At 51.9% G+C, this 21,303-nt stretch carries 20 protein-coding genes and 1 pseudogene; 9 read left to right on the forward strand and 12 right to left on the reverse strand.

Annotated elements, in window-relative coordinates:
- Positions 1–102 precede the first annotated feature (102 nt).
- A pseudogene (locus tag ACO064_RS13700) lies at positions 103–300 on the forward strand (type II toxin-antitoxin system HigB family toxin); the annotation flags it as partial.
- Positions 297–653, forward strand: coding sequence for a helix-turn-helix domain-containing protein (locus ACO064_RS13705; protein ID WP_421827859.1), 357 nt, complete (start codon positions 297–299; stop codon positions 651–653). The pseudogene ACO064_RS13700 and the gene ACO064_RS13705, both read left to right, overlap by 4 nt.
- Positions 654–868: 215 nt before the next feature.
- On the opposite strand, the gene ACO064_RS13710 is transcribed toward ACO064_RS13705, so the two are convergent.
- Positions 869–1,843, reverse strand: coding sequence for an AraC family transcriptional regulator ligand-binding domain-containing protein (locus ACO064_RS13710; RefSeq protein WP_421827860.1), 975 nt, complete (start codon positions 1,841–1,843; stop codon positions 869–871).
- Between the two features lie 234 nt (positions 1,844–2,077).
- Here ACO064_RS13710 and ACO064_RS13715 point away from each other — a divergent pair, with 234 nt between their 5' ends.
- Positions 2,078–3,340: a serine hydrolase domain-containing protein gene (locus ACO064_RS13715; protein WP_421827861.1), complete on the forward strand. Its 1,263-nt coding sequence runs from the start codon at positions 2,078–2,080 to the stop codon at positions 3,338–3,340.
- Positions 3,341–3,552: 212 nt separating this feature from the next.
- Here ACO064_RS13715 and ACO064_RS13720 read toward each other — a convergent pair whose 3' ends face one another.
- Complete coding sequence (locus tag ACO064_RS13720) at positions 3,553–3,711, reverse strand: hypothetical protein (RefSeq protein WP_421827862.1); 159 nt, start codon at positions 3,709–3,711, stop codon at positions 3,553–3,555.
- 166 nt (positions 3,712–3,877) lie between these two features.
- Positions 3,878–4,240 (reverse strand): hypothetical protein, encoded by a 363-nt coding sequence (locus ACO064_RS13725; RefSeq protein WP_421827863.1) that lies wholly within the window; start codon positions 4,238–4,240, stop codon positions 3,878–3,880.
- A 243-nt stretch (positions 4,241–4,483) separates the two neighbouring features.
- On the opposite strand from ACO064_RS13725, the gene ACO064_RS13730 reads away from it, so the two are divergent.
- Positions 4,484–4,906, forward strand: a complete 423-nt coding sequence (locus tag ACO064_RS13730; RefSeq protein ID WP_421827864.1) for an EamA family transporter — start codon at positions 4,484–4,486, stop codon at positions 4,904–4,906.
- 111 nt (positions 4,907–5,017) lie between these two features.
- Here the strand turns inward: ACO064_RS13730 and ACO064_RS13735 are convergent, their stop codons facing one another.
- The 6 genes from ACO064_RS13735 to ACO064_RS13760 all read right to left on the reverse strand — a co-directional run bounded on the left by ACO064_RS13735 (position 5,018) and on the right by ACO064_RS13760 (position 13,513).
- Positions 5,018–5,791, reverse strand: coding sequence for a hypothetical protein (locus tag ACO064_RS13735; RefSeq protein WP_421827865.1), 774 nt, complete (start codon positions 5,789–5,791; stop codon positions 5,018–5,020).
- A 169-nt stretch (positions 5,792–5,960) separates the two neighbouring features.
- Entirely contained in the window at positions 5,961–9,971 is a 4,011-nt protein-coding gene (locus tag ACO064_RS13740) for a S8 family serine peptidase (protein WP_421827866.1), read from the reverse strand.
- Between the two features lie 80 nt (positions 9,972–10,051).
- Complete coding sequence (locus ACO064_RS13745; protein ID WP_421827867.1) at positions 10,052–10,396, reverse strand: hypothetical protein; 345 nt, start codon at positions 10,394–10,396, stop codon at positions 10,052–10,054.
- Positions 10,397–10,877: 481 nt separating this feature from the next.
- Positions 10,878–11,678 carry a polyprenol monophosphomannose synthase gene (locus ACO064_RS13750; protein WP_421827868.1) on the reverse strand — a complete coding sequence of 267 codons (801 nt, stop codon included), beginning with the start codon at positions 11,676–11,678 and terminating at the stop codon, positions 10,878–10,880.
- A 96-nt stretch (positions 11,679–11,774) separates the two neighbouring features.
- On the reverse strand, positions 11,775–13,097 hold the full coding sequence (gene hemG / locus ACO064_RS13755; RefSeq protein WP_421827869.1) for a protoporphyrinogen oxidase: 1,323 nt from the start codon (positions 13,095–13,097) through the stop codon (positions 11,775–11,777).
- Positions 13,094–13,513, reverse strand: coding sequence for a DUF4296 domain-containing protein (locus ACO064_RS13760; protein ID WP_421827870.1), 420 nt, complete (start codon positions 13,511–13,513; stop codon positions 13,094–13,096). Before ACO064_RS13760 ends, hemG begins: the two co-directional genes overlap by 4 nt.
- Positions 13,514–13,759: 246 nt before the next feature.
- Between ACO064_RS13760 and ACO064_RS13765 the strand changes: the two genes are divergently transcribed.
- From ACO064_RS13765 to ACO064_RS13785, 5 genes are all read left to right on the forward strand, one after another.
- Positions 13,760–14,626, forward strand: coding sequence for a DUF58 domain-containing protein (locus tag ACO064_RS13765; RefSeq protein WP_114406518.1), 867 nt, complete (start codon positions 13,760–13,762; stop codon positions 14,624–14,626).
- A 43-nt stretch (positions 14,627–14,669) separates the two neighbouring features.
- On the forward strand, positions 14,670–15,590 hold the full coding sequence (locus ACO064_RS13770; protein WP_421827871.1) for a hypothetical protein: 921 nt from the start codon (positions 14,670–14,672) through the stop codon (positions 15,588–15,590).
- 10 nt (positions 15,591–15,600) lie between these two features.
- Entirely contained in the window at positions 15,601–16,611 is a 1,011-nt protein-coding gene (locus tag ACO064_RS13775; protein WP_421827872.1) for a vWA domain-containing protein, read from the forward strand.
- Positions 16,612–16,699: 88 nt separating this feature from the next.
- Positions 16,700–17,290 carry a ribonuclease HII gene (locus tag ACO064_RS13780; protein ID WP_421827873.1) on the forward strand — a complete coding sequence of 197 codons (591 nt, stop codon included), beginning with the start codon at positions 16,700–16,702 and terminating at the stop codon, positions 17,288–17,290.
- 74 nt (positions 17,291–17,364) lie between these two features.
- The gene (locus ACO064_RS13785; protein ID WP_421827874.1) at positions 17,365–18,183 is read left to right on the forward strand and encodes a hypothetical protein; all 819 of its coding nucleotides are present in this window, start codon (positions 17,365–17,367) and stop codon (positions 18,181–18,183) included.
- Between the two features lie 118 nt (positions 18,184–18,301).
- On the opposite strand, the gene ACO064_RS13790 is transcribed toward ACO064_RS13785, so the two are convergent.
- The 3 genes from ACO064_RS13790 to ACO064_RS13800 form a co-directional block, all read right to left on the reverse strand.
- A complete protein-coding gene (locus ACO064_RS13790; RefSeq protein WP_421827875.1) occupies positions 18,302–18,820 on the reverse strand; it encodes a DUF2480 family protein in 519 nt (172 codons plus the stop codon).
- 5 nt (positions 18,821–18,825) lie between these two features.
- Positions 18,826–19,518 carry a tRNA (adenosine(37)-N6)-threonylcarbamoyltransferase complex dimerization subunit type 1 TsaB gene (gene tsaB / locus ACO064_RS13795; RefSeq protein ID WP_421827876.1) on the reverse strand — a complete coding sequence of 231 codons (693 nt, stop codon included), beginning with the start codon at positions 19,516–19,518 and terminating at the stop codon, positions 18,826–18,828.
- Between the two features lie 74 nt (positions 19,519–19,592).
- The gene (locus ACO064_RS13800) at positions 19,593–21,248 is read right to left on the reverse strand and encodes a S41 family peptidase (RefSeq protein ID WP_421827877.1); all 1,656 of its coding nucleotides are present in this window, start codon (positions 21,246–21,248) and stop codon (positions 19,593–19,595) included.
- Positions 21,249–21,303 lie beyond the last annotated feature (55 nt).

The raw sequence follows: 21,303 nt of genomic DNA on the forward strand, positions 1-21,303 counted from the left end.
ATAGCACATCGAACTTTATTGGATTATTGCAGGCTATATCCACAAGCCGCTAACGCACTGAAACAATGGTATGCAGAGCTATAGGGACGGGAATTTACTACCTTCAATGAACTGAAAGCCGTCTATGGTTCTGTTAGTATTGTTGCTGATGATCGGGTAGTTTTCAATATAATGGGCAATAAATACCGGCTGGTTGTTCGAATGGTATTCGACTATAAAACCATTCAAATCAAGTGGTTTGGCACTCATGCAGAATACGATAAGGTTGACGTAACAACAGTACAATACCAGAAACTATGAAACTGAAGCCCATTAAAACCGAGCAGGAGTACGACGAAATGATGGCTTGGGTAGACGAGCAATTTGATCAGAAATTGCGGCCCGATAGTCCTGAGGGAGAAACCTTGCAAGTCGCATTATTGCTGGTGAAAGCGTACGAAGATGAGCATCATCCCATTCCAGCTCCCGATCCTATTGAAGCTATTCGCCTAAAAATGGAAGAAAAAGGAGTCAGGAATAAAGATTTTGTCGGAAAACTGGGTAGTAAGAGCTATATCTCAGCCGTATTAAATCGGCGTAAACCGCTAACGCTGGCTATGGCAAAATTTTTCCACAAAGAGCTAGGAGTACCGGCCAGTGTATTGCTGGCTTAAGAAATCAACATATTCTCAAGCAAACGCCCTGACCATCAAACCAGGGCGTTTGCCAATTAACCAACCAGATCCTTAACTCGCCAGAAAGTTAACGGTTTCACTGATCGACATCTTGACCTGACACAATTTGGATAAAGCTGATCGGCGGCATCCAGTATTCTTGGCTCTTTTTAGGTGTAAAAACGTTTTTTCTTTTCTTTACGCCGTAGGTATAGTCAACATTTTTTGTTGCGTAAAAATCGATTTAATGAAGCGGAATCACTGAACCCTAACCGATCCGCAAGCTCCGCTTTCAACATATCAGGAGAAGTCCGTTCATAGTAGTTGGCTAATTCGAGTCGAACTTCAGTTAAAATGGCTTGGAACGACAATCCCTCTCGCTGAAGACGTCGCTGAAGTGATCGGGGCGATTGAGACAACTGATGCGATACAGACTCAAGTGTTGGGTTATCCAACCGCTTCGGGAGTTCTAAAACTCGTTTAACCTGCCAATATAATGTAGAACTTTCCTCCCTAAATGGAGCTAACTCCAATTCATAAACCCGGAATGCTCGTTCGTTAGCTGAGGCAACCCGATGCGATAAGAGTACACTAGGCAAGGAAATTTGCAGATAAGGATAATCAAATTGAACCGGGCAATCGAAATAGGTTTCTATTAAATCAACAGAGCCGATCTTAGAATAAGGCAGTGATAAAGCCAAGGGAGTTACATCATGGCCTAAATATTCCCGTTTATGGCGTAGAGAAAATCCAATATTATGCTCAATCATTTGCCGCGCAGCCATTGGATAAGCCGCTTGCCAATCCGGATCGCTGATCGTTATAATATGTATCTGCTGGCTATCTTTTTCCCAATAATAGGTATTGATACCATCCAGCCAACCGATATGCCGCTGCATGGCCGTCAGCATATCAGCCAGTGTGGCGCAACTTTGATATAACCCACCCAGGCTTCCTAAAATCGAAAGTGGAGTCCGGAAGCCCATTTTAAAACCCAGTCGCTCGTCGCCAGTCAGTTGCACCATGTTTTCAAGCAGTTGACCAAATACGTTTGCTGATAGTCTGAAATCATCCCGAAAAATTGTCGGAAGATTCAAACCAACCGAGTTTAGCAACCCGTTGCTATCAATCTTCTGGTCGTCGAGTTGGGCGACCAGCGTACGAAGTACAAGGTTATTAATCTGTTTCATCCTTTAAACTAACCCTATTGTCGTGATTCGCCAATTTTTTGGCGTTTTACGTACCCATTCGATTGCTTTCATTTGCTCAACTTTGCTACACGTAGGACAGAGAGTCCTCGTGGGCGGAATCACGGCTCATTTTAACCAATCTGTCGGTGTTGCCTTCGCCATCCATAGTGCTTTCTCAATATTTTATGCCATTAGTGTTGGAGCTGATGGGGTGCTTTATCCGATAACGAAACCTTGAAATGGGTTAATCATGGGCAATACGGTAACGCTTCTATAAATGAAATGATAAAATTTAAACATCCATTCTCCATCCTTTTGGGTAAACTAAGTTTAGGACTGATTAGTATATTCATCGCCTGTCTGGCTGGTCTATATTGGAAATCTCCGACTTTGTTGACCATTCTAAGATACCGGCAACCAACTCCTCAAACGTTCCGCCATTTTCCCCAAGAATCGATTGCTGCTAGTCCAGACCCTTTTCATTTTATCAAAGCAACTCATCCGCGACAAGATCTGGATACCTTATCCGTCTATGATGGTCGTCATCGACTGCTTCCTTTGGCCGATTACTTGCGAATGGGCAAAACAACGGCCTTTGTTGTCATTCGGAACGATTCCATTATTTATCAATACTATGCCCCTGGCTTCAGTGATACAACGACGGCCAGCGTTTTTTCCATTGCCAAATCAGTCCTTGCGATTTTAGTGGGTTGTGCCCTACAGGAAGGAGCGATTCGATCGTTAGACGACTCGATCACGAGCTATCTTCCAGAATTACGAAAAAAGCCTGTTTTTGCGGGTATTACCGTCCGTCACCTGCTAACCATGAATTCAGGGCTGGCATTCAAGCGAAAGGGAGAAGGCCTTTTATCCGATTTATTTTCGGATGAAGCACTGTATTTTTATACAACCGATAGTAAACAAAGGCTGTTGCAGAGTCAGTCAGCGACTCGCCCCGGTACCCAATGGCAGTATAAAAATATTGATCCGCTCTTGCTGGGTTGGCTACTTGAGGTGGCTACTCATCAGCGGTTGGCCCAATATACTCAAACCAAACTCTGGAACCCCATAGGAGCAGCCTATCCGGCCAGTTGGGGGTTAGACCATACTGGGGGGCTAGCCAATACCGCCAGTAGTTTTCAAACAACACCCCTTGATCTAGCCAAGATAGGCCGCTTATTTTTGCTGGCCCAACAACCCCGAACAATACCTCTGGCATCAGCAGGCTGGTTAAACCAGTTAACCCAACTTGACCGAACCAATAATTCGCCACCAAAAGGGTGGATACAAACGCGTCATCAGTATTATTGGTGGCTTCCTCAAAGGAAGCCAACCGGCGATTTTGCCGCAGAAGGCATGCTGGGGCAACGACTTTATGTGCATCCCTCTACTGATACCATTATTGTCCATTTAGCGGAGGCTGGTGCGGGTGATTATCCATATCGGAAAGTGGCCGCTTACTTGGGGGGACAGATCTTCAGATACCCAGAGCGATGAGGAGCCCTAATCAACCGGATGAGGTGATTATCGTCACTGCTCCCGTTCCGGGGCGATGCCTCCCGCACATCGCCACTGGACAAAATCTCCCTGGTGTTTACGATTATCCTGGCGGTTATCTTCCTGAAAGAAAAATCAACTGGCAAGTCATTGCGGGCGCCGTCCTGATGGCCGGTGGGGCCGTATTGATCGCCCTGTAGAAGGAGTAGTATTCAATCCTTCGCCGGTTTCCCACCGGGCAACCGGCTTTTCAGAAAGGCAATCTGGCCCTGGTGGTTCGATTCGTGCTCGCAGACGTGGAACCACTTCCAGTAGGTATTAATCGACATTTTTGACTCCTTCGACCAAACCCCGGCATCGCCAAGTTCCATCGCGGCATTCCACTCTTTCTTCTCGGCCTCCAGCTTGGTTTCTCAAGATACACAAACCCGTGGCAAGGTCGGCGTCCTTTCTATTGAACGTAAAAACCGGTGCTTGGCCAGTCACGAAAAAGCCCCGGCAGTGGCGGCCGGGGCTTCGTTTCATCGGTAGGTTGCGTCAACTCGCCAGAAAATTAACCGCCTGTTTCAGCGTCCGCTCGTTCCCGGTTTCGGGGTCGCTATACGATCGCTCACCCACCTCAATCGTTAATTCTTTGCCCATCAACTGTTTGGTATCTAGTTCTTTGCCTTCCTGGGCTTTGATCCCAACCTGATCGAATAAACTGACGATCGCGGGCATACCCGCCGGGGATTGATAAAACCGGTGGGAGACGTAACCCGATTCGTTTTCAAACCGGACGGCAAAAAACGGAATTCCCTTGCGCTCGCTAACGCCCTCCTCAATGTGCGCGATCGTAACGGTTTGACGACCATCGGCCAGCACCGTCTTATCCTGCCCTTCTTCTACTGCGATTTTCATAGCGTTGATTGTATAGTATATTTATATCATACAACCGACTCAAAGCAATCTTTGTTTGAAATTTCCAGATTTAAAGCCCGGGAAAACCGGATTTAAGCAATTTTATATATTTTAGATATATTACAAGTAAGGATAAAGAACAAATGCGCGGCTCACGTATCTGAAAAAAACCTTTCAATCAGATTTTATATCCTTTTCCTTCAACGAACGCTTCCTGATTGTATACTTATCTTCTATCAACTCATGTGGATCGTTTTTTCGTTACTGGCCGCTCTAGCTTCCGCTGTCGTGGTGACACTTTCCAAAGCGGGCATCAAACACGTTGATTCCAGCCTGGCGTTTGCGATTCAATCGGTTTGCATCCTGCTGGTGTCGTGGGGCGTTGTGATCGGGCAGGGCAATCTGCCGGATGTCAGTCGCATTGAACGGCGCGTCTGGATTTACCTGATCGCTGCGGGCATCATTACCTGCGTCTCGTCATTACTTACGTTCCGGGCATTGAAACTGGGCGATGCCTCCCGCACGTCGCCACTAGACAAAGTCTCGCTGGTGTTTACGATTATCCTGGCGGTTATCTTCCTGAAAGAAAAAATCAACTGGCAAGTCATTGCGGGCGCCGTCCTGATGGCTGGTGGGGCCGTATTGATCGCCCTGTCGAAGGAATAACTGATCTGGCGGCCGACGCCATTGCAATTCCATCTGATGCGGATTAAAAATCCGCAAACACAAAGATCAAGATTTCAAATCTTGATCAGCACTGAGTCGAACGCCAAATTATCACGTAAGTATCTCTTCAACAGCACATTCCCGCAATCTGGTCTGATAGAAGTCATACAGGTACAATCCAATCAACTCGTGACCGATTGCGTTCAGATGGCCCGAATCACCCGTGATGAAATACTGTTTCTGAGCGCGAATGTAGAGGTGCGTATCCAGCACCGAGACGCCCCGCTGCTGACCAATCTGACGAAATAGCTGTCGGCCCCGTTGCCGGAGCCAGTGCGTGACGGGTTCGAGGTGCGGAAACGGGGTTAACAAAACCACTTTCCGGCGATGGGCGTGCAGCGCGTGCAGGACATCATTCAATTGCTGCCCTACCTCATTCAGCCGCTCCACGTTCCGGGTCAGATTCAACGCTTTCAGTGCCATGATTTTAACACCGGTTTTTAGCTGCTTGCCGAGGGTGTTCGGGCCGGTTGGAAAGGGAGCCTGCGATTGGCTCCGCAACGTGGCAATCCGGATGGGCGTTGCCCATTGGGTTGAGCCCGGTTTCGGAGCAGCCGCCTGCACCCGGTTTTTGAGGAGGGTTTTAAACGCCGACGGGTGCTGAAGCCGGTAGTTGCCCAGTTGGAGCAGAATGAGGTCGTACTGATCCAGATTCAGATTACGCACCAGCGAACCGGCAACGGACAAGTCGAAAGGAGTATAATAATCAATTTCCACATACAAGCCGATCTGCTCCAGACGTCGGCCAAATTGCTCCACAAAACTCTGTCCGGGGCGCACACCATAGCCATAGGTGTGGCATCCGCCAATTACCAGCATCCTCATTCGTACAGTACAGTAGTCAGGTTGTATTCTCTTTCCTGTCCTTACGCCAGCGCACGGATGAGCGTTGCAGATGGTCGCCGAAAGAATGGAAAAATGAGGTGATCGGGAAAAAACTGCTCTTCTAATGGACTTACTATCAACCGGATACTAAAATCAGTAACCTAGTCAATCACTCTCTTAGCAATTTGCTGCGCCGAACGGTTTGTCCGTCTTCATCCTGAATCAATACAAAAAACAGGCCCGGTGACAAGGTAGACACGTCGATGTTTGCGGAGTAATTGGTAGCGGTTCGGGTCAGGAGCGCCGAGCGAAGGACAATGCCCCGAACATCCACCAGCGTAAACCGGTAGGTTCGGCTGTTGACCGATTCCGGCACAAACGCAACCGTCACCTGCCGGGAAGCCGGATTTGGCGAAATCCGCAGGCTCATTCCCTGACTGACGGATGGATTTATAGACGTAATGACATCCAGCGTGATTTCTGCCGAAACCAGTTCGGCACAGCCGTTGGCGTTGGCACGAACCGAATACCGTCCCGATTGGGTGGCCGTGTAGGATTGCTGCGTGGCCCCCGCAATCGGAACGCCGTTCAACAACCACTGGTTGCCCGTTGTCGCGTTGGATCGCAGGGTGTAGCCATCGCGGGTAATCACCGGTGCCTGTGGATCTTTGACCGTAACGACCACAGCCGCCGAGGTCGCCGTGGGGCATTCGCCCGACACCCGGACGCTGTAGGAACCGGCAGAAGCCACCGCCAGCGTAGCGGAGGTAGCCGCCGAAATCGTCTGTCCGTTCAACAACCACTGATAGGCATAACCGGCCACGTCCTGCGCCCGCAGCACCACCGAACTGCCCCGGCAAATGTCCGTTGCGCCATCGGGCGTTACCACGGCCACCACCGCAGAACCCGGTTTTGGCGTCACGGCCACGCGCTCCGATACCGGACAACCCGTTGCTTTCACCCGCAGGTTGTAGAGGTAATAATAGGCGTTCGTCAGCGTATCCCCGTTGAACAGCGATCCTTTCAGACTGATGACACCGGGAATCTGGAACGGAAAACCCGTGACGCCGACATTGCTCCGAAAAATGGTTGCGCCATCTTCATAAGCAATACCAATCGTATAATTGCCAGCTTCAGGAATCGACAGATTGAGCAGATAGTCGGCACCCGGATCGGTAGGGTCGTCCGATTGCTGGCCCGACGGGGGCGTTCCAACGGGCGTGCTGGGGCTTCGTGTGGGCGTCACATCGAGTGTTACGCTGGAAACGAAGGCCCCATCCGGTTTTTGAACCGTAAACGTAATCCGCCCTGCGCTGCCGATATACAGCCGGGCACTTTCCAGAATAATCGGAACCTGCGTCGAAATCACCGGTTGCGGACCAAAATTCCCCGAATACGTTCCTCCGCCAAACGTCTGCTTGGTCGCCGGACCGAACGTGCCGGTAAACTGGTTGAGTGCGGCATAATAAATTCCGCTGGCTGACTGGCTGAGCGCCGTTGCCTGATTACCCGCACCGATCAGGTTACCGCCCGTCGGAGCATCGTACCAGAAAGCCGTGCCGCTGCCGGTATTTCGGAGCGAAACCGCACTGTTGTCACAGGCCGAAACCGAAAAACTCCCCTGTTCGGTGGTGGCTGCCGAAGTTGTCAGAATGCTGACCAGTTGGTCGTTTGCTGCATTCTGATCCGCCGGTAAACGCGTCTGAACCGTGAAGCGATAGGCGGTTGCGGTTCTGAACTCCGCCGAACCCCGCAGAATTAACCGGGCTTCCTGCGATGGCCCCAACGTTACTTTCAGCGTGTCGCTCAAATTGGCAACAGCCGCGCCAAACGGGGCCAGAATCTGAACGGTAACCGGAATATTCCGCTGCTCGGTGGAGCCATAGTTACGCACCGTTACGGTTACCTGAATCTCGGACTGGCTGCAAAAACCGTTCTGGGGCGACACCAGCGCACTAATTCCGACATCGCTTTGCGGACGAACGAAGCGCACCTGATAATCCTGCGTTTCGCCATTAGCGTAATTTCCGCAAGCCTGCACGGCGCTGGCATCGCTGGTTTCGACCGTCACAATCCGAAGGCGTGTCGATTGTCCTTCGACTAAACCGCCCGGCACCGTTACAGTTGTCGAGAAGGTTGCCGAAGTCGTCAGCACCCCCGAGGTGGCCACCAACTCATCCGTATCATCAAAATCGCCGTCTAAATTCCAGTCGATAAACGCTCTGGTAATGGTCTGCCGGTTTTCGCCACAACTGCCGAGGGTCACGTTCAGCGGTAATTGCTGCCCGATGGAAACGTTGCTGATCACACTCGTGAAATCAGAATACGACTGGCAGCCGTCGCGTCCGGCCTGGTCGATGGTTCCGAAGCGAACGCGGTCGATGTTGGCCGCCCCCGCCGAAGCAGCCGCCGATGCACAGTAGGCTTTCCCGCCGGTTCCGCTGACGATCAAGCCGAAATCCTGACGGTTATTCAATAGGTTGTTTTTGTGCGAAATCGTCAAGGTGTAGGTTTTCCCCGGAATGGCGTCGGCAATCAGAATCTGCTCGACATTGTCCCGAAGGTTATCACCCCGCGTGGCTGGATTGGCCGGGTTGGCGGGATCGAGCACCCAGGGCAAGAGTGTCTGCGACCCATCTGCCACCCGAATATCCAGGTCGTTGACCAGTCGCGGACTGCGGTTGTTGAAATTCGCCACCGAAGCGCCCAGACTCGTCCCGGCCGGGTCGGTCCAGCAAATCGTGACCACCAGCGGTCCGCGTCCGGAGGCTACGATCTGCACGGTTTGTCGTTCACCCTGATTCAGGCTTCGTTCTTCCAGCAAATGGCTCTTGTCGGTATTGGCAATGACGCGCGCGGCTTTTTCCACATTGAGCAGCCCCCAGCCAAACCGGTAGTCGGGGCCGGGCGCGTCGCCGGCCTCGTTGGCGGTGTGCAACGCCAGTCCTTTCAGCGTCGACGATCGCATGAGCTGGCCGTTGTGCAACTGGCTATAGTATTCCTGCAACAAAAGCAATGACCCCGACACATTGGGTGCCGCCATCGACGTGCCGGAAAGCGTGGCGTAGGCATTGTCATTGGCCGATCCGGCAGCCAGCACGCTAACGCCCACGCCCACCAGATCCGGTTTGATGCGCCCGTCGTCGGTTGGCCCCCAGGAGCTGAAACCCGCCAGCCGGACATCCGAAGGCTGGGCATATTCGGTGGCAATGCTGCTGACAGCCCCCACCGACAGAATATTCTTGGCGTTGCAATCCGTCGAAATCTGATCGTAGCCGGTCTGGTTGTTACGGGGAGTGCGGCTGGCGGCATTCCGGTTGACGAGCCAGTAAGGTTCGTTGGCTCCCGGGCCGTTCTGGCCGTGTGTATTGCCCGCCGATTTTACCAGCAGATAATACGGAGCCGCCACGGCAATCCGGTCCAGATCGCGGGCACCGCTGTTGTAAATTCCGAATTTGTAATCATCCAACGCATTGACGGTCGTATCGCCCCACCATTCCCATTTGACGTCACCCGCGCGGTCGGCGTTGAAAACCCAACCGGCCTGAATGTTGTACGAATGGTTGGAAAGCAACAAATCGGCCGCAGCTGCAGCGATTTCGGCGTCATCATTGCTGAAGTCATACGCTTTCAGATTGGCCCCGAAAGCCATTCCGCGCGCCCGGTCGTTTACCCCGGCGCCGATCATGATGCCGGCCACGTGGGTCGGGTGGTTGCTAATGGCACCGCTGCTGTCGACCTGGGTTACCCGCCCGGTCAGTTCCGCGTGGGTCGCACGCACTTTGCCGCCATCCCAGATGCCCAGTTTATCGCGCACAGCCGCGCTATTGCCCGACAGATTCACGCCGAGCGAACCGCCCGTATACAGCGATGAAGTACGGGTTGTATTGCCCGCCCGGGTGGCGCTGGTTGTCGCCTTAAAAAGCAGATTGTTGTGTTCATCGACGCCGTGGAGGAGCACGACCGTTCCGTCGGAGCGTTCCTGGCGCAACGGAACCTTCCTTTTTTGAGCAATTTCGACGGCCCGGAGGTACGATGGGCGACGGTTTTGCTGCAAACCCTGACTGAGTTGATTAAGAACCGTCTTTTGTTGCCGGTTGTACAGCGGTTTTTGAGCATTGGCTCCGAGCGCCATCCCCACCAGCAAGCCAATCCACAGAAATCGGAAACGTGAAGCCATAAAAAAATGCTAAGCCCAACAAGTTATTAAAACTGTTGGGCTTAGCATGTAATCAGAACGGATTTTTAATCCGTTTCGTATTAAACCGCCTTCTGGGCGGACAAAACTACGTCTTTTACCTTTTTAGTGGTCGCGTTGGAAACTTCAACCCGGTAGGTACCGTTGACGGCATCTTTCAAACCGAAATGAACCGTGTTTCCTTCTCCCAATTGTTCGCTGGCAATCACTTCGCCGTTTAATTTTGACAACCGAACCGTAATCGGCTGATCATCAACTCTATTGACAACGACGGTTACATTCGCCTTCGGACCAGATTGGCCCATCAACGAACCAAGCAGTGATTTAGGAGTAACGGCGTCGACTACGCAAATCATAATAAAGCCCATCCCCAGGGCCATCAACGAAGCTTTCAGTGTGGTGTTCATCTTTCTATTTGTTTACAGTGGAAAACCTTTTTTCAAACTATTCAACAAAGTAACTATTAAAAGATGATATAAAGTTCTACCCATTTAAGGTGCTGGTTTTCAGTGCAATTTCAATTTCAACAGCTTATTACAATTGTACTTATACGCACCAAATATTATTTGGCACCCGTACAAAACGGATTCATTTAATTTTCAGATAAGCCGCTTACTCAAGTATCAGAAATAATTGAAAAATTCAAAAGTTCTTTATATAATGCAATTTTATTTTTCACAAGCTGGAGATAAACCGAGGTTTTACAGTCATCAGGCTATTTTCAAAGTGCCGTAAACGGCGCTGGAACGGTCGTTTTAGCCATACAGGATAGAAACGGAGTGTATTGAATAGTAAACACAATACCGCAGAATAATACAACATGACTCTACCATTCTATCAGCTTTTGTTTGAAAGACAAATGCAAAAAAAAAGCGGTGTAGGTTGATCCTACACCGCTTCCGTGGTTTCTGGCTCGGCCAGAACCGGTTTTGGCTGCTTTGGCGGGGGAATATATTGCCGGAAAAAGCTGGCAATTTTCATTTGTAAAACGCCAAATACGGCTTCTTTGAAAATTCCGCTCGACATTTTAGAGGCTCCCCGGGTGCGATCGGTAAAAATAATCGGCACTTCGGTGATCCGATACCCGTATTTCCAGGCTAGAAACTTCATCTCGATCTGGAACGCATAGCCAACAAACCGAATATTATTTTGCAGGATGGTTTTCAGCACGTCCCGGTTGTAGCAGATGAATCCGGCGGTGGGGTCCATAACCGACATCCCGGTGATGAAGCGAACGTAAATCCCGGCAAAATAAGACATCAACACGCGCCCCATCGGCCAGTTCACCACATTGACGCCCGTAATGTACCGAGAGCCGATGGCTACATCGTTGCCGGTGTTGACACAGGCTTCATAGAGCCGCGCCAGATCGTCGGGGTTGTGCGAGAAATCGGCATCCATTTCACAAATATACCGGTAGCCCTGTTCCAGCGCCCAGCGAAAACCAGTGATATAGGCTGTTCCGAGTCCCAGCTTGCCTTTCCGCTCCATCAGGTGAAGCCGCCACGGCAATCCATCGGCACCATACTCCTGCTGCAATTCTTTCACCCGCCGGGCTGTCCCGTCCGGTGATCCATCATCGACAATCAGCACATCGAAAGGCGTCGGCAGACTCATCACCTTTCGAATGATGAGTTCAATGTTTTCAATTTCATTATAGGTCGGAATGACCACTAAGCATTCTTTCAAGGCAACAGTCAGGTTAGAGTATGTTACTCCTAAAATAACAAAAAAAAATACCGGAATCAGGTACTAATGCCCTTAAAATTTGTTAAAAACCGGGTATTACTCAGCGATTTCCAAATCGGCCAGTCGTGCGCCCAACGTTTTTGCTTTCCGGATGCAGTCGGACAGACTCGGCCCCTCGTACCAGTTAGCGCACACATATATTCCGTCCGTTTCCAGCGTTGGCGTCTGCTCCCGAACCGGCACCATCCGGGCGTCATACTGCGGAATAGCCCGTTCCCAGCGCGTAAGCCACTGCCGCACCGGCGCTTCGGCCCGGATGCCAAACGCCTGCACCAGTTCCCGATGCACCCGCTGCCGGATGACCTCGTCCGGGTGTTGGGTGTTTTCCGCTCCCTGCTGTCCGCCCACCAAACTGGTAAACAACACTTCATCCGCCGGGCAGCGGTCGTCAAAAACCGAGCTGCTCCAGATATGGCCAGCCACAAACTGGTTTTCGACCCGTGGATTCAGACCGCCAAAACCGTCGAGCGGGTGGGTAACATCGGCGCGTTTATAAATCGAATGAACGGCGGTCATGGGCGGATACTCGATTTGGCGAAGCCGGTTGGCCACCTCCGGCCAGGTCGTTTCGAGCAGGTGAGCCGCAGCGGCTGTGTCACAGGCCATCACAACCGCTTCGGCAGGATAGGTTCCGCTTTGTGCTTCGAGCAACCAGCCGGTTTCGGTTTTGGTCAGGCGGTTTACGGAATCGTTCAGGTTAAGGGCTGTGAGTTGGGCCGCCAGGGCATTGGGCAAGGTTTGCAATCCCTCGCGGAAACTGAACGACTGCCGACGCTCCGCCGAACCGGCGTTTTTGATGAATCCTTTCAACACCGAACCATACTGCTTTTCGTATTCCAGCAGCATCGGATAGGTTTCCGAAACCAGCAACTGATCCGGATCACCGGCGTAAACACCGGCCACGAACGGCGCCAGCGCATAATCGACCACCTCCTGCGAAAACCGCCGACGAAAAAAAGCACTCAAGGTTTCGCCGGGGGGTGAAATCGTCGGGTTGGAACGCTCCCGCCAGAACGCTTTTTTGGTTTCCCAGCTAAAGAACGATGAAAAAAGCAGCGACAACGGCCCCGCGGGCAGTTTTCGATAGGCTCCGTTCCGGTAAATATACCGCGCTTTACTCACCGGTTTGGCAAACCGAATGTCCGGCGTCAGCCCCAACTGGTCGAGCCAGGCCAGCAAAACCGCATCACCCAGCAGCGAATTCGGGCCCCGCTCGATCAGATACGGTCCGTCGCGCCGGGACTGCATGAGTCCGCCCGGTTCACGCCCGCGATCGAATAATCGATACGGTATCTGGCGTTGCTGAAGGTCATACGCCAGCGTCAGGCCCGAGATACCTGCTCCAATAATGGCAATCATTTCGTTAAATTTTTCAGTCGGGTCGGCAGCTTGCTTTTTTTCACGCTGCTGGTATCCGTCGTTTTTTTGCGCCGTTCCAACTCTTCTGTAACCTTTTTATAAATTTCGGCCAACTGTTCCGGGTCCGATGAGTAGTAGGTGTAACTCTTCGAATAAGCGGCCGTATCGACCTGGTATTTTCGAAAAATCTGTTTTTCGAGATGCTTGTAAATCAGCGTGTTGCTATCCTGCGAAATCCGGTTCAGCTTCGTAACCCGGGCTTCGGCCAAATGGATTTCGGTCAGAATCTGCGCCATTTTTGCTTCCGGAATCAGGTTTTCGGGTGCTTCTGCCACGGGCGTTTGGCAGGCCTGCAACAGAGCCAGAAGCAGGAACAGCAGGCCTATTCGGAATTGGCTGCACAGTTGCGCGTTCATTTTCGTTATTTTTGTCAAAGCTGGCATTTGAATAGCCCCTAAATCCGTAACGACGGCCCGGCCCTAAAGGGGACATTGGACACGGAAATATCCATATCTATAAAATCCTCTGAAGGGAATTTAGGGATATGGAAAGTTATGCAAATGTCGGGAATCCTGTTCTTAGTAACACGCTGTTCAACGCGGCTATTCTTGACTGAATTCCTTTTCACGGGATTTTCAGCCGCGTTGAGCCAAAAAAAGACCATGCACGAGTTTTTGGCAAGACTATATCAGTTTGAAATTCGGATCCGGAAAGCCGTCAATTCGCAGATGCGCGGCAATTTTCGCTCCATTTTCAAAGGTTCCGGACTGGAGTTCAGCGATTTGCGGACGTATCAGTACGGCGACGACGTGCGGGCAATCGACTGGAACGTGTCATCGAAAGGCCACGGAACGTTCGTAAAAATCTTCCGGGAAGAAAAAGACCAGACGGTTTTTTTCCTCATCGACGTCAGTGCATCGCAGGAAATTGGCACCACCACCCGCTCCAAACTTGATACGACCCGCGAAGTGTGTGGCGTTCTGGCGTTGTCGGCCATCAAGGAAGCGAGCCACGTCGGCATGTATTGTTTTTCGGATCAAAAGGAAAAATACCTGAAACCGTCGAACAGCATGAAACACGGTTATCAATTGATTGTCAACCTGTTCAAGCTGAAACCAGAGTCTGTCCGAACCAGCCTGACCGATGCGCTGTTGTTTACGCTCAATGTGCTGAAACGCCGGAGTGTGGTTTTTCTGGTATCGGATTTTATCGATTCGGGCTACGAACACAGTCTGAAAGCCCTCGCCCGAAAACATGATCTGGTGGTGATTCACATGTATGACCAGCGGGAAACCAGTCTGCCCCGGCTGGGCATCATCCCGGTTTACGATACGGAAAGCCGCCGAACGGTTTGGGTCAACACCTCCTCTTCGGGCTTCCGAAACGGCATCAAGCAGACCTTCCGGCAGAGTCAGCAACAGTTGGAGCGGTTTTGTAAACAATATAACGCCAATTATGTGGCCCTCGATTCGCAGGCTGATTACGTTCCGCCCCTGATTGAGTTGTTCCGAGTCCGAAAAACCCGTTGAACTGATGATAGGAAAACGGATTCAACCGATTAGAACGGATTTTATGCACCGATGGCTCGCTATTCGTTATTCGCTATTCTTTATTCTTTATTCTTTATTCATTTCGACATACGCCCAGCCTCCCAAAGGTGTTTTCCTTACCGACACGATTGAAATTGGCAAACCATTTCAGTATTCCCTGAGCATTCGCCACCGGACCAGCATCGATGTTTTGTTTCCGGATACCGCCCGGCACTTTGCGCCGTTTCTGGTGCGCGACATTTCGATTTTTTCGACTAAAACCGACGCCCGGGGCAGCCTCGACAGTTCGGTGTATACGCTCGTATCGTTCGAGACGAGTCCGACCCAGACGTTGAAAGTGCCGGTATTTCTGCTGCGCACGCCCACCGACTGCACCCTTGTTTTTTCCAATGTTGATACGATCCGGCTGCGGGAGCGCATTCAGACGATGCGCCCCGATACGCTCCGGCTGTCGACCAATACCACTGTCGTTTCGCTCCGGCAACAAATGAACTACCCGTTGCTGATGACAATTTTGATGGGGCTGTGTGTGCTGGCGGGAATTCTGTTTCTGTTTTTCGGACGAACCATCCGAACGCGCATCCGGCGCTATCAGTTGTATCGGCAATACCTGGATTTTCAACGGGCGTTCACCCGCCTGACGCGCGGCATTGGCCCCGAAACCGCCCACGAAGACGCCGGACGGGCGGTGGTGATCTGGAAAAAATACATGGAGCACCTGGAGCGGAAACCGTATACATCGCTGACAACCCGCGAAATTGTTGAATCGGTGCAGGATAACCGACTGGCCGATGCCCTGAAAGAAATCGACGGCGTTATTTATGGAAGTGTGTATTCCGACCAGACGCAGCAGTCGCTCCGCATTCTGAACGAGGTGGCGGATACGGCCTACCGCCGGAGCAGCGTTCGGCTGGAGGAAGTGAATCAGGAAGTGCTTATTTGAACAGTTTTCTATGGAATGGTTTTCGTATCAATGGTTTACAATTTCGCAACTGCGCCAGTTTACCTGGGCGCAACCGATTTATTTGTACGCCATTCCGGCCATTCTCATGCTCTTCGGCTTGCGATCGTTGTTGTCCAGCCCATCGCGGCAACGGCTGAATGTGGCCCTCAACAAGACCGAACTCCAACCCTCGCTGGTGGGAAGTTTGCGGCATTTAGTGCCCCTCAGCCTGTTTATTGCCACCACGCTTCTGCTGATGGCACTCGCCCGGCCCCAGATCATTCGCGAAGAAACCGAGCGGGTCGCCGAAGGAATCGATTTGATGCTCGCCATTGATATTTCGTCGTCAATGGCCGAAACCGACCTGAAACCCAACCGACTGGAAGCCGCCAAGCGCGTGGCCCGCAGCTTCGTTAAAAGTCGTCAGAACGACCGGATCGGGCTGGTTATTTTTGCCGGAGAAGCGTATTCACTCTGTCCGCTAACCACCGACCACGACCTCCTGAACGGGTATCTGAACGATCTGGACGACAGCATGATCAAAACTTCCGGCACGGCCATCGGCAGCGCCCTGGCGGTTTGCATCAACCGCATGCGCGAATCGAAGGTCAAGAGCAAGGTGACCATTCTGCTCAGCGACGGCGACAATACGGCGGGCAACCTCGACCCGGTGACGGTGGCGCGGCTGGCGAAAGCGTTCAACATCCGGATTTATACCGTAGCCATTGGCCGCCCGCCACTGCCGAGTGTGTCGAGCAACCTGACGACGGTGACGGTGGACGAAGGCATTCTGACCACCATCGCCAACATCGGGAGTGGCAGTTTTTTCCGGGCGGGCGATGCCCCGCGTCTCCAGGCGGTTTTCAACGAAATCGACCGGCTGGAAAAAGCGCCGGTTAAAACCGTGATTTACAAGGATGTCAAAGATTTTTACCGCGTCTATCTGTACTGGGCCATCGTGTTCCTGTTGCTGACGCTGTTCCTGAAAAACACGATCTTTGGAAATATTTTGGAAGACTGAAAGAGGGGGAAAGAGACGATGGACCATTGACCATGGTGGGCAACAGTCTATGGTCAATCGTCCATGGTCAATTGTCCCATATCTAACTATGCTGCTATCCTGTTACAACGAAAACTACATTGAAGCGGGGCTGGATGAGGTCGGGCGGGGGTGTCTGGCGGGGCCGGTGGTGGCGGCAGCGGTTATTTTGCCGAAGAACTACACGCATCCTATTCTGACCGATTCGAAACAACTGACCCGATTTCAGCGCGAGCAACTGCGGGAAGAATTGCAGCGCGACGCCCTGGCCTGGGCTGTTGCCGAGGTATCGAACGAGGAAATTGACCGGATTAATATCCTGAAAGCCAGCTTCCTGGCAATGCATCAGGCGTTGGACGCCATCATGAGTCAGATTGGTGGTGTCAGACCGGATCATTTGCTGGTTGATGGCAACCGGTTTGTCAATTACCCGATGATTCCGCACACCTGCATTGTCAAAGGCGACACGAAGTTCCTATCGATTGCAGCCGCGTCGGTTTTGGCGAAAACGTATCGGGATGATTTGATGGAAAACCTTGCGATCGAGTTTCCGCACTACGGCTGGGAGCGGAACGTGGGCTACCCGACGCCCTACCACCGCCGGGCTATTCTGGAGTTCGGGCCGTGTCGGTGGCACCGGATGAGTTTTCGGCTGGTATAGAAATTCCACCGCCGATTACAACGCTTTCCCCTAAACGGGAATCCTGTCGGTATCTGCCTTTCTTCCAACCCTTTATGAAGAATATTTCTTTTCTATTTCTGCTCCTTCTGGTAACGGCCTGCAACCGCAAGAACGAAGATGCGATTCTGGCCAGAGGCTCCTCCTTTCGTTTGATTCGAACGGATTATTACGGAAGTCCGGCGAATCCGGCTTCGTTTCGGTCCACCCGCTACGACTACGACGAGAACAACCTGCTCCGCGAGGTCATTTCGGAAAACACAAACGGCACGGTCGACAGCAAACAGGTCTACCGGTGGACGGACGGCACTACGCTTCGTGTGGAACAGCATTTTACCAATCCGCCCTGGTCGAGCAGCATTCAATCGGGGCAACTTTTAAGACTCTATTCCTACGATGACACGGTTTTCAATCCCGACACGACCATCCGCAAACGACAAAGCTATAGCCAGACCGATACGAAAACCGAGTATCGCTCCTCCACCACATTTCAATACGCCTACGGGAATCGAATCACAAGGAAAAATATTTACACGAGCGATGGAAAGCTGGCTTCGTACACCGTATTCCAGTACGATAATCGGGGAAACGTGACGATGGAGGAGCTATATACCGACGTTTCCGATAACGCCCGGCCCAATGTCAGTACAACCTACGAATACGATACCGCGCCAAATCCGTACCGCACGGCCCGCCTGAACTCCGAGATTAGCTGGTATATGAGTCCCAACAACATTGTCCGGCAAAAGTCGATCAACCTGGTTTCTCTCATCAGCACCGACGAACAATGGAAGTACGAATACCGTCCTGACGGCTATCCCGCCCGGATGATTTATGCCGATGGCCGGAAAGAGGAGTTTATTTATAACGAATAGGTTTTCTGTATACGGTTTTCTGTTTTCGGTGGCTGACGCATGACAGCTAACGCAGTTACAAATCCACCAGGAAGCATGCGTCAGCCACCGAAAGCCGTATACTGAAAACCGTAAACCATTACCCCTGCTTTGGGCGCTTGTACAGCGGCACGGTGCTGCAGGGTTCGCCGAACATGATGCTCTGGGCGACAGGGCGTAACCGGCGGGTGATTTCGACGTAAGCCGCGGTCGGCACCGGTACTTTGCTGCAGCCTTTCACCACCACGCGGGTGTCACGGTAGTCTTCGATGTTGATGCGGGCGATGGCGTCGAAATAGAGTTTTTCTTCCAGATCCTGCAGCGAACCGAACACCACGGTGTGGGCGTAGGGTTCCAGGTGAATCGTCAGGAGCATGAACGCCCAGGTCGGAACGATGGCATCTTCGGTGCAGATGACGGCCACATTTTTATCGGTATACTGGCTCCAGTCGTGGGTTTTCAGGAATTCGCGAAAATCTTTTTCCTTGAGAATCAGCCCCATAAACAGGTTGTCCTTCAAGTCGTAGACAACCCGTTCGCCGGGGTGGTAATAATCTTCCAAGTCCAGGGATACCAGGCCGCTTTTGGCAACCCGATTGACAATCAGTTCCGTTTCCATACCTGCTAAACAACCAGCTTCTTCGGCTTGGTTCCCACAAAATCTTTTAAGTAATACGGCTCAAAATCGGCGACACTTTCAAACCGGCCTTCCTGATACGCCAGAGCGGCCAGTTGGCCCACCGTTCGGGCCGAGGGATGAATGACTTGTTCGGGAAAAACCGCATTGGGTTGATGCGCCAAAACCGCCCGACACTTGGCCGCACCATTCCCGAAAAACACAACGGGTTGTTGCGCCAGCAAGTCTTCAAACGAGTTTTCATCAATGATCTGCGCCGAGGTCGGTACTCTTTCACGGCCTTCGGAATCATAAACCGCACAGTAGACTTCCATCCGCCGGGCATCGAGCAGGGGGCAAAGGGCGTGGGATGCAGGATAAAAACCGTTCACCTGCCACGCCATCGCTTCGAGCGTGTTGATCGCCAGCAGCGGTTTATCGAGCGCGAAACACAGTCCTTTGGCCGTCGAAACGCCAATCCGCAAACCCGTGTAGGACCCCGGCCCTTTGGCCACGGCGACCGCGTCCAGTTCAGAAAGCTGGTGTCCACTCTGATGAACCACATTCTGAATCAGCGTCGTCAACATGCCCGACGATGATTTTTCGGTAAACAATTCAAAACAGGCCAAAACCGCTCCGTCGCGATGAAGGGCTACCGAACAAACGGTGGTGGAGGTATCAATGGAAAGAATGAGAGACATGAAATGAATGATGAGTTATGAATGATGAACGGGCTGGCGCACAAATTCATCGTTCATAACTCATCATTAAAAAATTAAGGTTTTCCTTTCAAAATAGACTGGTACCGGTTCATGTCTTTGAACAGGTCGAGGGCGGCTTTGATTTCCGGATCGGTCGCGAACGACACTTCTTTCATACCTTTCTGGAGGTAATAATGTCCGACAATTTCCTGTTCCAGCAACGTTTTCAGTTCGCTTTTGAACGTCACCAGATCGACATCCTTGCTGTGCGACAGTTTCGTACGCAACGCTTTTAGCTGATCCTGAATCTGATCGAACGATTTTTCTTTCTTAGCCGAGGCTTCGAGCGTTCCCAGCTCCTTTTCAACCTGCGTGGTGTAATCGTATTCCTTGTCTTTCAGCCACGTCACAAAATTCTGGTATTCGGCATCAGTCAGGCTGAACTCGCGGGCGGGCTTGATCGTCGGGTGGTCGTGCCGGTATTTGATGGCGTAATCGAAAATTAACCCCTTGTTGGTCAGGCTGATCGCGATTGGAGCGGGTGTCGTCGGCTCCACCAGCACATCCGGCGTAACGCCACCACCGTCGTAAACCGGGCGACCGGCTTTGGTTTTGAAGGCGGTTTTCAGCGAATCCGGAATCTTGCCCACGCTGCCGTCCGGGTTGCGGTGGCTGTAGTCGATGGCCTGAATGCAGCGACCACTCGGAATGTAGTATTTGGCCGTGGTAATTTTCAGTTTGGTGTTGTACGACAGTTCGCGGGTGGTTTGCACCAGCCCTTTTCCGTAGGTCAGTTGCCCCACCAGAACGCCCCGGTCATAGTCCTGAATAACGCCCGAAACGATCTCGGCCGCCGACGCACTCCGGCTGTTGGTCAGCACCACAATCGGGATTTCCAGATCCAGGGGCGGGTTCAGCGCCGTGTAGGTTTTGTTCCATTCGGTCACTTTGCCTTTCGTCGTCACAATTTCCGACTCGCGCGGCAACCAGATATTGGCAATGTCGATGGCCATGTTGAGCAAACCGCCCGGATTTTCGCGCACATCCAGCACCAGCTTTTTCATGCCTTTGCCTTTCAGTTCGACAAACGCATTCCGCACCTCACGCGACGCCGTTCCGGTAAAATCTTTCAGGTCGATGTAGCCAACATCGCCCGAAATCATGCCGGAATAGGGCACGTTGGTCATTTTGACGACATCGCGCGTCACGTTCAGGTCAATGGGGTCTTTAGCTCCAAAGCGTTTCACCGTCAGTTTGACCGCTGTGTTGGTTTGTCCCCGGAGCAGTTTGTCGGAATCCAGTTCGCGCCGGGTTTTGATGTCCACGCCGTCGACCTTAAGGATTTCATCACCGATTTGCAAACCGGATTTCTCAGCGGGTGTGCCTTCATAAATCATCATCACGATGCTGCGTCCCTGCCGCGAGCCGATGAGCGCCCCGATGCCGTTGTAGCGTCCGGTGGTCATCGTCATGTAATCCTCGATTTCGTCTTCGGCGAAGAAGTTGGTGTAGGGGTCGAGCGACTTCAGCATGGCGTCGATGCTGTTCTTCACCATCCGGTTCGGATTCAGTTCGTCGACGTAATACAGGTTCAGTTCTTTGAACAGCGTCGCGTAAATGTCCAGGTTGCGGGCGATTTCAAAAAACCGGTCGTCGTTGCGGAACGAATAAAAACCCAGGCTTCCTGCCAGAAGGGTCGCTCCCAGGGCGACAGTCAGACGTTTGCGCATATCGTTAAGGAAAATGAGTTGTTTCGCGGAGCTAATCAGAGGACATCAGAGTTTA

The sequence above is a fragment of the Larkinella sp. genome, from assembly GCF_965227735.1.
Lineage (GTDB): Bacteria > Bacteroidota > Bacteroidia > Cytophagales > Spirosomataceae > Larkinella.

What these genes read in the sequence shown, in the direction of transcription:
- ACO064_RS13720 (WP_421827862.1), bottom strand. Translation starts at nt 3,711, where the DNA reads ATGGAACTTGGCGATGCCGGGGTTTGGTCGAAGGAGTCAAAAATGTCG.
- ACO064_RS13725 (WP_421827863.1), bottom strand. Translation starts at nt 4,240, where the DNA reads ATGAAAATCGCAGTAGAAGAAGGGCAGGATAAGACGGTGCTGGCCGAT.
- tsaB (WP_421827876.1), bottom strand. Translation starts at nt 19,518, where the DNA reads ATGTCTCTCATTCTTTCCATTGATACCTCCACCACCGTTTGTTCGGTA.
- ACO064_RS13785 (WP_421827874.1), top strand. Translation starts at nt 17,365, where the DNA reads ATGAAGAATATTTCTTTTCTATTTCTGCTCCTTCTGGTAACGGCCTGC.
- ACO064_RS13790 (WP_421827875.1), bottom strand. Translation starts at nt 18,820, where the DNA reads ATGGAAACGGAACTGATTGTCAATCGGGTTGCCAAAAGCGGCCTGGTA.
- ACO064_RS13710 (WP_421827860.1), bottom strand. Translation starts at nt 1,843, where the DNA reads ATGAAACAGATTAATAACCTTGTACTTCGTACGCTGGTCGCCCAACTC.
- ACO064_RS13735 (WP_421827865.1), bottom strand. Translation starts at nt 5,791, where the DNA reads ATGAGGATGCTGGTAATTGGCGGATGCCACACCTATGGCTATGGTGTG.
- hemG (WP_421827869.1), bottom strand. Translation starts at nt 13,097, where the DNA reads ATGATTGCCATTATTGGAGCAGGTATCTCGGGCCTGACGCTGGCGTAT.
- ACO064_RS13745 (WP_421827867.1), bottom strand. Translation starts at nt 10,396, where the DNA reads ATGAACACCACACTGAAAGCTTCGTTGATGGCCCTGGGGATGGGCTTT.
- ACO064_RS13770 (WP_421827871.1), top strand. Translation starts at nt 14,670, where the DNA reads ATGCACCGATGGCTCGCTATTCGTTATTCGCTATTCTTTATTCTTTAT.
- ACO064_RS13800 (WP_421827877.1), bottom strand. Translation starts at nt 21,248, where the DNA reads ATGCGCAAACGTCTGACTGTCGCCCTGGGAGCGACCCTTCTGGCAGGA.
- ACO064_RS13760 (WP_421827870.1), bottom strand. Translation starts at nt 13,513, where the DNA reads ATGAACGCGCAACTGTGCAGCCAATTCCGAATAGGCCTGCTGTTCCTG.
- ACO064_RS13730 (WP_421827864.1), top strand. Translation starts at nt 4,484, where the DNA reads ATGTGGATCGTTTTTTCGTTACTGGCCGCTCTAGCTTCCGCTGTCGTG.
- ACO064_RS13765 (WP_114406518.1), top strand. Translation starts at nt 13,760, where the DNA reads ATGCACGAGTTTTTGGCAAGACTATATCAGTTTGAAATTCGGATCCGG.
- ACO064_RS13780 (WP_421827873.1), top strand. Translation starts at nt 16,700, where the DNA reads ATGCTGCTATCCTGTTACAACGAAAACTACATTGAAGCGGGGCTGGAT.
- ACO064_RS13705 (WP_421827859.1), top strand. Translation starts at nt 297, where the DNA reads ATGAAACTGAAGCCCATTAAAACCGAGCAGGAGTACGACGAAATGATG.
- ACO064_RS13775 (WP_421827872.1), top strand. Translation starts at nt 15,601, where the DNA reads ATGGAATGGTTTTCGTATCAATGGTTTACAATTTCGCAACTGCGCCAG.
- ACO064_RS13740 (WP_421827866.1), bottom strand. Translation starts at nt 9,971, where the DNA reads ATGGCTTCACGTTTCCGATTTCTGTGGATTGGCTTGCTGGTGGGGATG.